Origin of the sequence: Rhodococcus sp. KBS0724 (assembly GCF_005938745.2) — a bacterium.
GTDB lineage: Bacteria > Actinomycetota > Actinomycetes > Mycobacteriales > Mycobacteriaceae > Rhodococcus_F.
The window spans coordinates 780,442-794,067 of sequence record NZ_VCBX02000001.1; the positions used below are offsets into that span (position 1 = coordinate 780,442).

The 13,626-nt window shown below is 62.0% G+C and carries 12 protein-coding genes and 1 pseudogene; 2 read left to right on the forward strand and 11 right to left on the reverse strand.

What is annotated here, in order from left to right; genetic code table 11:
- Positions 1 to 12: 12 nt before the first annotated feature.
- On the forward strand, positions 13 to 774 hold the full coding sequence (locus FFI94_RS03615; RefSeq protein WP_033232486.1) for an SDR family oxidoreductase: 762 nt from the start codon (positions 13 to 15) through the stop codon (positions 772 to 774).
- A gap of 41 nt (positions 775 to 815) precedes the next feature.
- A complete protein-coding gene (locus FFI94_RS03620) occupies positions 816 to 1,055 on the forward strand; it encodes a hypothetical protein (RefSeq protein ID WP_260683833.1) in 240 nt (79 codons plus the stop codon).
- Positions 1,056 to 1,209: 154 nt separating this feature from the next.
- On the opposite strand, the gene FFI94_RS03625 is transcribed toward FFI94_RS03620, so the two are convergent.
- The 11 genes and pseudogenes from FFI94_RS03625 to FFI94_RS03675 all read right to left on the reverse strand — a co-directional run.
- Positions 1,210 to 1,992 carry an enoyl-CoA hydratase/isomerase family protein gene (locus FFI94_RS03625; RefSeq protein ID WP_138871785.1) on the reverse strand — a complete coding sequence of 261 codons (783 nt, stop codon included), beginning with the start codon at positions 1,990 to 1,992 and terminating at the stop codon, positions 1,210 to 1,212.
- Between the two features lie 103 nt (positions 1,993 to 2,095).
- Positions 2,096 to 3,070: an NADPH:quinone oxidoreductase family protein gene (locus tag FFI94_RS03630; RefSeq protein ID WP_138871786.1), complete on the reverse strand. Its 975-nt coding sequence runs from the start codon at positions 3,068 to 3,070 to the stop codon at positions 2,096 to 2,098.
- A gap of 6 nt (positions 3,071 to 3,076) precedes the next feature.
- The gene (locus tag FFI94_RS03635; protein WP_138871787.1) at positions 3,077 to 3,847 is read right to left on the reverse strand and encodes an enoyl-CoA hydratase-related protein; all 771 of its coding nucleotides are present in this window, start codon (positions 3,845 to 3,847) and stop codon (positions 3,077 to 3,079) included.
- Positions 3,844 to 4,860: a phosphotransferase family protein gene (locus tag FFI94_RS03640; protein ID WP_233364006.1), complete on the reverse strand. Its 1,017-nt coding sequence runs from the start codon at positions 4,858 to 4,860 to the stop codon at positions 3,844 to 3,846. The genes FFI94_RS03635 and FFI94_RS03640 overlap by 4 nt, the downstream gene beginning before the upstream one ends.
- On the reverse strand, positions 4,857 to 6,158 hold the full coding sequence (locus FFI94_RS03645) for an acyl-CoA dehydrogenase family protein (protein ID WP_045068471.1): 1,302 nt from the start codon (positions 6,156 to 6,158) through the stop codon (positions 4,857 to 4,859). The genes FFI94_RS03640 and FFI94_RS03645 overlap by 4 nt, the downstream gene beginning before the upstream one ends.
- Positions 6,159 to 6,373: 215 nt before the next feature.
- A complete protein-coding gene (locus FFI94_RS03650; RefSeq protein WP_033232474.1) occupies positions 6,374 to 7,645 on the reverse strand; it encodes an amidohydrolase family protein in 1,272 nt (423 codons plus the stop codon).
- Positions 7,646 to 7,770: 125 nt separating this feature from the next.
- Positions 7,771 to 8,532: an SDR family NAD(P)-dependent oxidoreductase gene (locus tag FFI94_RS03655; protein WP_141486552.1), complete on the reverse strand. Its 762-nt coding sequence runs from the start codon at positions 8,530 to 8,532 to the stop codon at positions 7,771 to 7,773.
- Between the two features lie 20 nt (positions 8,533 to 8,552).
- Positions 8,553 to 10,109, reverse strand: coding sequence for an acyl-CoA synthetase (locus FFI94_RS03660; RefSeq protein ID WP_080711652.1), 1,557 nt, complete (start codon positions 10,107 to 10,109; stop codon positions 8,553 to 8,555).
- Positions 10,110 to 10,122: 13 nt separating this feature from the next.
- On the reverse strand, positions 10,123 to 11,826 hold the full coding sequence (locus tag FFI94_RS03665) for a thiolase C-terminal domain-containing protein (protein ID WP_138871789.1): 1,704 nt from the start codon (positions 11,824 to 11,826) through the stop codon (positions 10,123 to 10,125).
- A gap of 14 nt (positions 11,827 to 11,840) precedes the next feature.
- On the reverse strand, positions 11,841 to 13,187 hold the full coding sequence (locus FFI94_RS03670) for a cytochrome P450 (protein ID WP_033232470.1): 1,347 nt from the start codon (positions 13,185 to 13,187) through the stop codon (positions 11,841 to 11,843).
- 59 nt (positions 13,188 to 13,246) lie between these two features.
- A pseudogene (locus tag FFI94_RS03675) lies at positions 13,247 to 13,432 on the reverse strand (ferredoxin); the annotation flags it as partial.
- Positions 13,433 to 13,626: the final 194 nt, after the last annotated feature.

The following is a 13,626-nucleotide window of genomic DNA, read 5'->3' on the forward strand; positions in this document are numbered from 1 at the left end:
CGAAAGGGAAACATGACCGACAACCTCCTACTCGAGGGCAAGGTGGCCATCGTTACCGGTGCCGGCGGCGGGATCGGCCGCACCTACTCTCAGGGACTCGCCGAGGCCGGCGCCGCCGTGGTGCTCGCTGACGTCAACCTCGAGGCCGCCACTGCAGCAGCAGGCGAACTGACAGCGGCCGGTCACCGCGCCCTTGCGGTGCATGTCGATGTCCGGGACGAATCGAGTACGACCGAGATGGCGGCTACCGCGGCCCGGCACTTCGGGTCCGTCGACATTCTCGTGAACAACGCCGGATTGATGGCCGAAGTGGTGGGCGAGGGATCCCTGACCACTATGGATCTCGAACTCTGGAACCGCACGCTGGCAGTCAATCTCACCGGTCCGCTCCTGTGCGCCCGTGCGGTAGTGCCCTATATGAAGGAACGCGGATACGGCAAGATCGTGAATCAGTCGTCGAGCGGTGCATTCATGGCTGCGCAGGCGTACGGCATCACGAAACTCGGCCTGGTGAGCATGACTGTGTCGTTGGCGCGAGAGTTGGCGCCGTTCGGTATTCGTGTCAATGCGATCGCTCCGGGAATGGTCAACACCGAAGCGGGTTCGATCGCGTCACCGCCGGAACTCAAGGAAATGGTCAAGCACGCCATTCCGTTTCCGTTCGGCGAGCCGGAAGAGCTGATTCCCGGTCTGTTGTACCTCGTCTCGTCAGGTAGCGACTGGGTGACCGGCCACACGCTCAACATCGATGGCGGTTGGGTTGTTCGAGTCTGAATCTGCACTGCCACCAGTACTTCTCACAGTGAGGATCCACATTGAAGCATTATCTGGTTGTCGAATCGCATCCCTCTCATCCGGATCGGCTCGACGAGTTCAATCGGTGGTACGACGAGATCCACATACCTGAAGTAGTGGCTCTTGACGGATTTGTCGGCGGCACCAGACTGGCAGCTGCCGACGCAGATGGCGGTCCTTCCGTGACGCTCTACGAGCTCGAGGGTGATCCCATGAGGCAAAGCGAAACGTTCATATCGCCGCTGCGGCAAAGAAGTTGAATATGTCGGACTCGCTGAGCTATGGCCCGATTCCGAAAATGCGGATCATGGCCGTGCAATCGGAGTATTCCAAGCCGCGTTGATCGTGCAAGGCACAGAAAAGGATCCGAGGCCGCCGTCGCACTGCGACGGCGGCCTCGGATGGTGCGGGCGGTCAGCTCGGCAGGTTTGCCGGGATCCAGTTGGGGTCGCGCTTTTCCATGAAAGCGCGCATTCCCTCACGGGGCTCCGGTGACGTTTCGAGCGCGCCGAACATGGTTTCGTAGTCGAACAGTCCGTAACGTTCGTTGAGCATTCGCTTGACCTGGGCACGGGCCAGTGGCGCGCTCTGCAATACCTCGCGTGCGGCCTGGAGCGCGGCAGTTCGGAGATTCTCGTGCGGCACGACGCGGGAGATCACTCCGAGCCGAAGTGCCTCTGCGGCATCGAATTTACGTGCGGAGAGCATCAGATCACGCGCAGCTGCAATACCGACGTGAGCGGGCAGTACGGCGGCATAGGTCGCGTCAGGGATTCCTCGCAGAAGTTCGGGAACGCGGAATGTGGCCCGATCGCTGGCGACGGCGATGTCGGACATCATCGCAACAAGGAGGCCGCCGGCCTGACAGATTCCGTTGACCGCGGAAATCACAGGCGCGCGGCTGTCACGGATGGTCATGAACGGGACGACATCGTTGCCCGAAAGCCCCTCCGGCATATTGTCTCCCGGATCGGAGCGTCCACCGAGATCGCCGCCGGGCGCAAATACGTCGTCGACGCCGGTGATGATCAGTGCTCCCAGATCAGGATCGGAGTTCACGAGGCGAACTGCTCGTTTCAGTCCGTAATACATTGCGGGGGTGAATGCGTTTCTCGCCGTTGGTCGGTCGATGGTGCACCACCCGATCGCGCCTTCGCGCTCGAACCGTAAACCGTCTGCTCCCAAGTCGTCTCCCATACGAAGAGCATACGTCATTCTCTGATGTAAGAATCATAATCTCGTCAAAAAGTAGGGCCCAGGAACACTGCTGTTCCCGGACCCCACTGATGATTTCTGCCTGTCAGGACGTCAGGTCGATGAGGACCTTCCCGACCGCCTGGCCGTCGGCGACCATCCGAAGAGCATCAGCTGCCTTGTCCAGCGGGAACTCGGCACCGATGTGGGGAACTGTGCGGCCGGCGACCAGTAGATCGGTGAGTTCGGCTTCATTTCGACGGTATTCTTCCGGCGGAATGTCCTTGAACTGGAATCCGTTGACCTGCACGCCCTTTACCAAGATCAGATTGAGCGGAATCTTGGGGATGACACCGGATGCGTACCCGATGGTGACAAAGCGGCCGCCCGGACGCAAAGCACGAAGTGCGGGTTCGGAGAGGTCACCGCCGACTGGATCGGCAACAACGTCTGCGCCCTGGGGGAGTGCCTTTTTCAGTGCCGTGCGCAGGTCCTCGGTGCGGTGGTTGACGAGGTGCCCGGCGCCGTACGACGCCGCGACGTCAAGCTTGTTCGTGCTCGACGCGACCGCAGTGACCGACGCCCCGAGCGCAACACCGAGCTGAACGGCGGCAAGGCCGACGCCGCCACCGGCGCCGAGAACGATCAACTCGTCTCCGGGTTTGATGTGAGCCACGGATCGGAGCGTGTGGTACGCCGTGCGGTGAGCCACACCGAAAGCGGCGGCAATGCGTGTCTCGACACCGTCCGGGATGCGGCCCAGCGTGAGTTTGTCGGAAGCTATGACAATTTCTTCCGCAAACGCACCGACAAAACCGGTGCCGGTGACGCGGTCACCCACGGAGACAGCTGTGACGCCTTCGGCAATCTCGGACACGACTCCGGCGAACTCACTGCCGGGCGTGAATGGCGGTGGGACACTGACCTGATACTTGTTGGCAATCAACAACACATCGGAGAAGTTGACGGCTGCGGATTCGATACGGATCCGAATCTGCCCGGCCTCGAGCGGAGCCGAGGGGAGTGTTTCGACGGTGACAACCTCGGGAGGTCCGTACGCCCCGCACACAGCAGCGCGCATCGCAGGTTACCTACCCTGCCAGATCGGGGTGCGCTTCTCGATGAAAGCAGCAGCGCCCTCCTTGGCGTCACCACTGCTGAACACCGTTGACTGCCATTGCCCGAGTTTCTGTGCAGCGCTGGTTGAATCGGTTACCGCGAGGCGGACGAGTTCCTTGCATGCAGCCAAGCCGAGTGGAGCGTTTGCGGCGACGCGCTCGGCATATCCCACTGCGGCCTCCAGGACCTGGTCCGGATCTACGACCGCGTTGATCAGTCCGAGTTGGTAGCCCCGGTCAGCCGTGATGAGATCGCCGGTGAGGGTTAACTCCAGGGCGACGTGCATCGGGATTCGGGTTCCGATGTTGGTGCCGCCGCCGCCGGGGAACAATCCCCGTTTCACTTCGGGGAAGCCGAATTTCGCGGCCGACGACGCGATGATGATGTCGGAACCGAGGAGGAGTTCAAGCCCGCCGCCGATGGCGGTGCCGTTGGCGGCACCGATCACCGGGGTCGAGAGTTTGCCTGCTGCGAGTCGAGCGAAACCTTCGGAGGTGAAGGCTCCTTCGCCTTCCGTGGCAAAGGCCTTCAGGTCCATGCCTGAGCAGAAAGCGCGGTCACCGGTGGCGGTGATGACGATTGCGCGGACGTCCGGATCGGTGTCGGCGGCCAGTACTGTGTCGCCGAGTTCGCGATACAGGCTGCCGGTGAGCGCATTTCGTGCGTCCGGGCGGTTGAGACGCAGGATCAGGATCTGTCCGCGGCGTTCCTGGATCAGTTCGGGGGTTGTGTCGGTCATGACTTGTACTCCGTTGTCTCGGCGAGTTCGGCAGCAGCGATCATCGATTGGGCGACAATGGGACCGAAGGCAAGGAGTTTCTCGTTGTCGCCGGCGCGCTGGAACCCCTGTTCGAGGATGATCGCGAGTTTCCACTTGGCGAGGATTCGGTAGTAGTCCAGGTCGTCGACCTGGCGACCCGAGATCTCGGAGTAGTGCCCGGCCAACTGTTCCATCGACGGCATGCCCTGCAGGTTGACGTAGCTGCTGGTTGCTGCCTCTGGAGCGCTGGTGTCCTTGGGCCAGCCCTCTAGCATCCAGGCGAGGTCCAGTTTGGGGTCGCCGACCGTTCCCATCTCCCAATCGACGATGGCGGAAAGCCGGGCCGGTGCGCCGTTTTCGAACATCACGTTCGCGAACTGGTAGTCGCCGTGCATGATTCCGGGGATGAAGTCGAGCGGCTTGTGGTTCCGCAGCCACTCGGTGGCGACTTCGATTCCTTCGAGTTCGCGGCCCTTGATCTTCTCGAACAGGCTGGTCCAGCGATCGACCTGACGCTCGTGGAAACCGTCGGGTCGACCAAGATCCTGGAGGCCCTTGGCTTTCCAATCGACCTTCGACAGAAGTGCGATGCCTTCGGCCAGCTGGTAGCCCAGTCCGTTCCGTGCTTCGAGGTCGCTCTTGAAGGGCTCCGGCCAATTCCGGTCGTCCATGGGGGACCAACCGTCGACAAATCCCATGAGATAAAACGGTCGGCCGAGTACGGAGGCGTCCTCGCACACGGCGATTGCTTCGGTGTGGGGCACATCGGTGCCGTCGAGTGCCGAGATGATCTGCCACTCGCGGAGGATTCCCTTGTCGCGGTTTGCGGGAGCCTCCGGCGGTGGTATCCGGATCACGCAGCGAAAGTCGTCACGGGTGAGTTCGTAGATTTCGTTCTGGGTACCGCCGGAGAGGTATCGGTGCTCGAGCGGCGCGCCCTTGCCGAGGCCCTCGCCGTCCATCCAGTCCGAAAGCCGTTGAAAATCGATCACAGGTTCCCCACTTCCAGTTCGATGTAGTCGGCGTACTTTGCCTTAGCGGCTTCTTGCTTGCGCGGGATCCATTCCGTAGGCCAGAGGTCGTCACTGGGGCTGTAATCCCGCAGTACCTGCTTGGCGACGGTGGTCTTGTGTACCTCGGTCGGGCCGTCGGCGAGGCCCATCACTGCGGCACCGTGAATCATCTGGAAGAGCGGAAGCTCGTTGGTCACACCGAGCGCACCGTGTATTTGCATTGCCCGCCAAGCGATGTCGTGCAGCACAGTCGGCATGATGACCTTGGCGGCGGCGATGTCCTTGCGGACCTTCTTGTAGTCGTTGTACTTGTCGATCTTCCATGCCGTGTGCAATACGAAGAGCCTGAACTGAGCCAGTTGGGCGTAGGAGTCCGCGATGTAGCCCTGCACGAACTGCTTGTCGGCGAGCCGGCTGCCCGCGGTTTCGCGGCTCAGTGCGCGCTCGCACATCATGTCGATTGCCTTCTGTGCAAGGCCGATCGTCCTCATGGCGTGGTGGATTCGTCCGCCGCCGAGGCGCGTCTGTGCCACGGCAAATGCCTGACCTTCGCCGCCGAGGAGTGCATCCTCGTGTACCCGGACACCCTCGTAGTGGATGAGGGCGTGGGTGCCGTCGTTGAGGGGCTCACCGTACAGACCCACGTTGCGGACGATGTTGATTCCCGGTGTGTCCGACGGTACGAGGAACATCGACATGCCCTTGTACACACTGACATCGGAGTTCGTCACAGCCATGACGATCAGGAACGACGCGGTTCTCGCGTTGGAGGAGAAGTACTTCATTCCGTCGATGACCCAGTGGTCGCCGTCCTTGACTGCGCGCGTCGTGAACTGCGCGGGGTCGGCACCGGCCTGTGGTTCGGTCATGGAGTAGGTCGAGAACATCTCGCCGTCGAGTAGTGGCTGCAGGTAGCGCCGCTTCTGCTCTTCGGTGCCGTAGTGGGCAATGATCTCGGCATTGCCGGTATCCGGTGCCTGGCATCCGAATACGATTGGTGCCCAGGATGATCGACCGAGAATCTCGTTCAGCAGAGCCAGCTTGAGTGCGCCGTATCCCTGGCCGCCCATGTCGGGTCCGAGATGCGTGGCCCACAGTCCTTGCTTCCGAACCTGCTCCTTGAGCGGGTCGATCGCTTTACGCCTGGCTCCGTCCAACGGCACGAACTGCTCGTGCGGCCAGACCAGGTCGAGCGGCTCGACCTCTTCACGTACGAACTTGTCCGCCCAGTCCAGTTTCGCTTGGTACTCGGGGTCGGTCTCGAAATCCCACGCCATGTGCGCCTCCTTGGTTACTTGGAGAATAGCGTTCTTGTTGATAAAAATGCAATTCTTTTCGGGCAAAATTCTAATTCTTGATCGCCCCGCGGTCGGTGTGTGATCCAGTCAAACCTGTTGGGCTGGTGAGGTTCTCCAGCAGGCGCACCGCCCGCGTGTGGGTACGACAAATGCCGCCGACACGGGTGTCGGCGGCATTTGTCCAAGCGTGGAGGCTACGAGTTGGCGAGCTCGTAGCGTCGACGGTATTCGGCCTTGGATGTCTCGCTGATATCGACATCGGTTGCCCGTGCACGCAGGGCGCCCACGGTGGCGTCCTCGCGCTTGATGTGCTTGAAGGGATCCCAGTCGAAGAACCGGGCAACGTTTCCGAAGGTGATCTTGTCGATCTCCTCGTCGGTGAGCTTGGCGTCGACGAGTTCTTCCATCAACATCTCCGGCGAAATCGGCCAAGTGGAGTCGGAATGGGGGTAGTCGCATTCCCAGGCGATGGTGTCGATGCCGAGGCGGTCACGGTTGTTCAGTCCGCTCGGCTCGGTGATGTAGCACGCCAGGAAGTTCTTGCGCCACACGTCGGTTGCCGTCATTCCCTTGGGGAGGAAGCTGGTTCCGGTCCAGGACTGGTTGACGACGTGGCGTTCGACGCGGTCGAGCCACGGTGCAACCCAGCCGACGCCACCCTCGCTCATGGCGACCTTGAGATCCGGGAACTTCTGGAAGGCTCCGCTGAGCATCATGTCGTTTGCCGCGATAGTCGAAATGAGCGGTGTCAGAACCATCATGTCGTCGATGTTGAAGCCCTCGGGGCGCTTGACCAAGCTGAAGCCGCCACCGATGTGCAGGCTCAGGACGATGTTGGTCTCGACGCAGGCCTTGAAGATCGGATCCCAGTAGCCGGACTTGAAGTCGGGGTAGCCCTCACCCACGCCGTACGGAGTCTCAGGGATGCTGATGGATCGGCAACCCATCGCGGCGAGACGGTGGATCTCCTTGACGGATTCCTCCACGTCGAAGAACGGGATGATGCCGAGGGGGATGAAGCGCCCGGGGTGAGCATTCGGTACCTCACCGACGACCCAGTCGTTGAAGGCCCGAGATGCCGCTAGGGACAACTTCTTGTCCGGCAGGCTCGCAAGGTGGGTTCCGGCGAATCCGGGGAAGGTGGCAAAAAGTGTTGCGGCCAAGGTGCCGTTGGCATCCATGTCGCGTACACGCAGGTCCATGTCGTAGACGCCGGGACGCATCTCGGCGTAGCCCGTGGGATCCATGCCCCACTCTTCCTTCGGCCAGGAGACGACGGCGTTCAGGCCGGAACTGCCGACCACCGTGTCCTGGAAAAGCCAGGCCTGCACGTTGGGGTTGCGGGGGTGGGCCGTCAGCTTGGGGGCCTGGTCCATGAGGCTTTTCGGGAAGTGCTTTTCGAAGATGTCAGCCGGTTCGACCACGTGGTCGTCGATGCTGACCATCACCATGTCGTCAATGTTCATTGAGAATCCTCTCCTGCGCTGCGCAGAGATGCCCGGCAGCGGCGCCTACTGCAATGAGAATATTGTTTTCGCTATTGAGAATCAATAGCTGGACGAGTGGAGAATCACATATTCGTAGTGTCCGGTCACCGCAACACCGTGCCGCCGTCGACGTTGACGACCTGCCCGTTGATCCACTCGCCGTCATCCGACATCAGGTAGGCGACCATGCTCGAGATGTCGCTGGGTCTGCCTCCCCGTGTACTGCGAGATCGCGCGATCAACGACTGCAGCAGTTCGGGCGACGCGCCCTCCTCGATCTCTTTGGTGAGGATCAGTCCGGGAGTGATGGCGTTGGCGCGGATGCCGTCGCGGCCCCAGCGCGACGCGACGTGGCGGGCCAGGGAGTTGATAGCGGCTTTGGTTGCCGAATAGGCAGGACGCTGCGGATCACCCGTGAACGAGGCGATCGACGATGTATAGACGATCGTGCCGCCACCGCGTGCGAGGAGTTCGGGAATGGCGTGCCGGGTCACGAGCATGTGGCCGCGAAGGTTGACGGCGATGGTGCGGTCCCAGACCTCGAGGTCGATGTCGACGATATCGGTGTCCTTGGACACCGAACCCATATCTCCGGCATTGATATGGACGGCGTCAAGGCCGCCGTAGGTCCGGACGCTGAATGCCACCAATTTCTCGACTGACGTGTCGTCGGAAATGTCGAATTGTGCTGCAACGGAACGCCCACCGGCTTCGTTTATTGCCGCAGCGGTCTTTTCGGCACCTTCGAGGTTGAGATCACCGATCACGATCTGTGCGCCCTCGTTTGCCAGTCGCTGCGCGGAGGCGGCGCCGAGGCCGGTGGCGCCGCCGGCAATCAGAATGACCTTGTCTGTCAAACCCTGCACGAGGGTCTCCTGTTCTGTCGTCAAGCGATAGGGGTGACGTTGCTCGCCCGATAACGGTCCCGCAACAGGCGCTTGTACAACTTGCCGTTGGGATCTCGGGGGAGGGCGTCGACAAAATCGATACTTCGGGGGCATTTGTACGACGCGAGCGCTTTGTGGCAGTACTCGATGAGCTCGGCGGCGAGGGTAGCGTGGGCTGCCGCTGGATCGACCAGTTGCACAACGGCCTTCACCGACTCGCCCATCTCGTCGTCGGGTACGCCGATGACTGCGACATCGGCGACGGCAGGATGCCCGGCGAGTTCGTTCTCCGCTTCTTGCGGATAGATGTTCACTCCACCCGAGATGATCGTGTGCGCCTCGCGGTCGGTCAGATAGAGGTATCCGTCCTCGTCCAGACGCCCGATGTCGCCGAGTGTGCGCCACCCGCGGTCGTTGGTGACGGACGCGGTCTTCTCGGGATCGTTGTGATATTCGAACGGCCTGCCGCCGGAGAAATACACCGAGCCGACCTGTCCGACAGGAAGTTCCGCCCCGTCCTCGCCGACGATATGGCATTGCTGCATCGGTCGCCCGACGGATCCGGGGTGCGTCAGCCACTCCTCGGGTGTGATGGTCGAAGCGCCGACATCCTCGGTGCCCGAATAGTATTCGTGGATTATCGGCCCCCACCAGTCGAGCATCTGCTGCTTCACGAGGATCGGGCACGGCGCCGCTCCGTGTATGGCGTTGCGCAGGCTCGACAGGTCGTATCGCGCTCGCTCCTGCGGTGACAACCGAAGCATGCGCACGAACATGGTCGGCACGAACTGCGCGCTTGTCACTCGGTGACGCTCGATCAGTTCAAGGCATTGGAGTGGGTCGAAGTTCTCCATCACCACGACCGTGGCGCCGAGACGGTGCCATGACATCGAAAAGACCAGGGGCGACGCGTGATACAGCGGTGCGGGCGACAGGTACACCGCATCGGTGACGGTGTTGCCGGCCATCAGGCCCCTGGCGATCAAGACGGGGGCGGCACTCGGATCTCCGAACGCCGTTCCTGGCAACGGTTTACGCACACCTTTGGGGCGTCCGGTGGTCCCGGACGAATACAGCATTTCGCGGCCCTCGCACTCGTCGTCGAGTGGTGTGGCCGTCTCGCCGGCCAGCACGTCGTCGTACCGATCGAATCCGGAGATGTCACCGAGCGCCGATATCCGGATGGAAATACGCGAGACGTCGAGGCCGGCCACGACGTCGGCAAGTGCTTCGCTCGAGATCAAGGCGCGGGCACCACAATCGTCGAGAACGTACTGCACCTCGAGCGGGCGTAAGTGGCGGTTGATCGCGGTGTAGTGAATGCCGGATCGCTGCGCTGCCCAGGCAATTTCGAGAAAGGGGCGGTTGTTCTCCATCAGGATCGCGATGTGGTCGCCGACGCCCAGCCCGCGTGCCCGCAATGCCCGCGCAAATCGCGTCGAGCGTTCGTCGAGTTGGGCGTATGTCGTGACCTCACCGCTCGAAGCCATCACGATGGCCGGGGTGTCCGGGCTCCGGCGAGCGTGGTAGCTGGGTGTCATCGTCGCGGTCGTCATTGACGCGCCTCCACTATCGATCCGTTCGAAGGAGCATTGCGCCGCCGGGGGACAGGCCACCCGTGGCCGCGACGGCGACCTTGGCGCCGACGACCTGACGTTCACCGGCCTCGCCGCGCAACTGTGTGACCGCTTCGTGAATCAGCCCCATGCCGTGTGTGCGGCCGTGTGAGAGTTGTCCACCGTGCGTGTTGAGTGGGATCACGCCGTCGCGGGAAATGTTGTGGCCGCCGTCGAGGAAGTCCTTTGCTTCGCCGATGCCGCAGAAGCCCAGCGCTTCGATCCAGGACAGGCAGTTGAACGAGAATCCGTCGTAGAGTTGCGCGACGTCGACATCACTGGGGCGCATCGTGGTTCGTGTCCACAGGTGAGCAGCGGGGCCGAGAACCTGAGGCTCGTGTGTCAGTGTGCTCTGATCCCATTCGATACGTTCGACAATCTGCGTTCCGACAGCTTCGACGAGTACCGGCGGCTTGGCAAGATCGTGTGCTGCATCGATGGCGGACACGATTACTGCGACCGAAGCGTCGCACGGTACGTCACAGTCGTAGAGACCGAATGGCGTGGTGATGGTGCGGGCCGAGAGGTAGTCGTCCATCGTCATCGGGTCGCGATAGATCGCGCTCGGATTGAGTGCGGCATTGGCTCGTTGGTTCAGCGCAATCCAACCCAAGCTTTCGCGAGTTGTGCCGTACTTGTGGAAGTGGCGCTGCGCATTCTGCGCGAGAGTGTGTGCTGCGGAGGTCGCTCCGAACGGGAACATCCAGCTCGGGGTGCGACTCGGCGCAGGTGGGCTGATTTCGCCCAGACGCATCAATTCGTTGTGGGTGGCTTCCCAGACGGTTCGGTAGCACAGCACGTGGCGGGCAAGGCCGCTGGCGACGGCGATCATCGCCGCGATCACGGAGCCGCTGGGGCCGAAGGTTTCAATGCCGCCGTTATGCCAGGTCGGCCGGATGCCGAGAGCCGCCTCGACGCCGGTCACCCCGCCGCCCTCGCCGAACCCCCCTACCGGTCCGGCGCCGGGATAGCTTGCGAGGCCGTCGATGTCGTCCATCGTGAGGCCGGCATCGGCGACGGCACGCTCGCACGCCTGCACCGTCAACTCCATGGGGGAGAGCATCAAGCGTCGGCCGATCTCGGACATGCCGATGCCGGTGAGCGCCGCCTTGTCCTCGAACTTCACTGTGGTGGACATCGGTCGCACGCGTCGCCGGATCTCTTCCGGATCACCCTCGGCCTGTGGCAGCGGCGCAGGTTCTGGTTGCTCGGCCGTCGGCCGGAACAACGGGAGCCACACGTCCCCGTCCTGATGGAAGACAACTTCCATGCGCATGCCCAAGTGCAGCTGCGCAGGATCGCACTCGATGACGTTGGTAGTCAGCCGAACCCGAGGATCGTCTTCGATCGCGACCTGAGCCACCACGTAGGGTGCCGGAAGCCCGGGCATGCTGAAGCGTTCGTTGACCGTGAATCCGATGAGTGTGGCGTAGCCGGAAACCACGCGCACGCCCATCTGATGTGAACGGCAGTACCTGCAGACCGGCTGCGGCGGATGGATGAGAGCCGAACAGGACTCGCACTCCTGTACGCGCAGCCGGCCATCCGCGCCGGACGTCCAGTAGAACCGGTTTTGCCGGGTCACAAGGGGAAGAGGACGCCCCGACTCGGCTACCTTGTTCTCGTTTACCGGATCGACTACCGCGGAATCAGTCACTTACTTCAGTTTCCTTACTTCTGCGCAGTGATCGGTGCGGCGAGTCCCTGCTCGTCGACGATCAGTTGGATTTTCTCGAGGGTCTCGTCGAGGCCGGCACCGAGACGCGGGCCGGGGGTGAAGGTCGCCGGGAGGTGACGCATGCCCTGGATGACGCCGATGGAGTCGTAGTGCACGGTGCCTTCGGGGTCGCACGTGAAGTCCGGCATCCGGTCGAACACTGCGACGAGCATGCGCTTGAAGACCGTTCGGGCCAGGTTCGAGCCGATGCATCGGTGTACTCCCAGACCGAAACTGAAGTGTCGGTTGGCCGTTCGTTCGAGGTCGACGGTATTCGGGTCCTCGAAGAGTTCGGGGTCGCGGTTGGCCATTGCCCAGGAGAGCCAGAGTCGATCGCCCTCTTTGAACTGCACGCCGCCCAATTCGCCGTCGGCGGAGAAGGTGCGGCCGTCGCCCGGTGTCGGGCAGAAGAAGCGGAGAAATTCTTCCGTTGCCGAGTCCAGCATGGTGTCGCGTTCCCGGCTGAGGATCTCGCGCTGATCCGGGTTCTGTGACAGCCACTCGAGTGCGTGTGACGTGAGCGCCGTTGTCGTGTCGAACCCGCCGCCGATGAGCAGGCTGAGGACCCCGAGAAGTTCGAGATCGTCCGGCTTTTCGCCGTTGACGGTGGCACGGGCGATCGCGTCGACCATGCCGGGCCTGGGGTTCTCGCGGATCTGGTGGAGATTGGTGAGGAGGTCCAATCCCATGGCGCGGTGGAGTTCACCGATCCGGGCGATGTCAGGTGAATCCGGCGGGGTGTACATAGCCGCGTGTACCGGCTCGCAGTAGACGGACCATTTGACGACGGGGATGCCGAGCATTGCCAGCGTGATCACTGCCGGGACGATGTTTGCCAGATCGTCGATGAAGTCGATCTTGCCGGACTCGATCTTCTCGTCGAGGCTGGCGCGGATCACCTCGTCGATCAGCGGAACCCACTTCTTGATGGCAGCAGGAGACAGGTAGGGGTTGAGAACCGCACGGAACTCGCGATGCTCGGGGTCGTCCATTTCCAGGATGCCGCCGCGGACACCGGACGCGCGTTCCGCGGTCGGAATCATGATTCCCTTGTAACCACGACGAACTCCCTTGAGGTCGTGATCATTCGAGATGTCAGCGGACCGAGCGAGAGCGAAGACCTCGTCGCCGCCCGACGCAACCCAGTGCCCGCCGTGGGTATCGGACCAGGCCATCGGACACTTCGAGTGCATCTCCTGGGTGATGTCCAGGAAGTTGTCGCGATAGTCCGCTGCGTGCCGGTCGAACTGGAATACGGGCTTCTCGTGGTTGTCTTGCGCTGGCGCATTGTCGATGCTCATGGAGCTGTCCTCTCTGGCGTCTTGGCGTCGGCGTTCTCGGAGGCGGAGTTGCTCGCAAAGATGGTGATGGCCTGCTCTGGGCAGGAATGGGCAGCTTCCCGCACCTTGTCCTCGAGATCGGCAGGAACATCGCCTTCGATGGCCGTGGCGTGGCCGTCGATGTCGCTCAGTTCGAACACGTCCGGTGCTGCCATAGCGCACAGTGTGTGCCCTTGGCACAGTTCTGGGTCGACCTTCACCTTCACAATATTCCTCCTGTTTGCACATGAATCATTTTGTTATTCAGTCTGTTTCGACGAGTTCTTACGGTGAAAGCCCGGTAGTGCGTTTGTCGATCGGGCGTGGGTCGGCGACATAAGCAAAAACGGTCGCTCGACGTGTCGTGTCCGTGCCCGAAATAGGTTGGGGAAAGGGAATGGGGTCTGAGTGCGTGACTCGC

Bases quoted from the DNA above. Each gene is read 5' to 3' on its own strand.
- FFI94_RS03635 (WP_138871787.1), bottom strand. From the start codon at position 3,847: ATGACCGACACAACCCCCGAACTGATCCAGGAACGCCGCGGACAGATC.
- FFI94_RS03660 (WP_080711652.1), bottom strand. From the start codon at position 10,109: ATGACGACCGCGACGATGACACCCAGCTACCACGCTCGCCGGAGCCCG.
- FFI94_RS03650 (WP_033232474.1), bottom strand. From the start codon at position 7,645: ATGAACATTGACGACATGGTGATGGTCAGCATCGACGACCACGTGGTC.
- FFI94_RS03615 (WP_033232486.1), top strand. From the start codon at position 13: ATGACCGACAACCTCCTACTCGAGGGCAAGGTGGCCATCGTTACCGGT.
- FFI94_RS03645 (WP_045068471.1), bottom strand. From the start codon at position 6,158: ATGGCGTGGGATTTCGAGACCGACCCCGAGTACCAAGCGAAACTGGAC.
- FFI94_RS03630 (WP_138871786.1), bottom strand. From the start codon at position 3,070: ATGCGCGCTGCTGTGTGCGGGGCGTACGGACCTCCCGAGGTTGTCACC.
- FFI94_RS03670 (WP_033232470.1), bottom strand. From the start codon at position 13,187: ATGAGCATCGACAATGCGCCAGCGCAAGACAACCACGAGAAGCCCGTA.
- FFI94_RS03625 (WP_138871785.1), bottom strand. From the start codon at position 1,992: ATGGGAGACGACTTGGGAGCAGACGGTTTACGGTTCGAGCGCGAAGGC.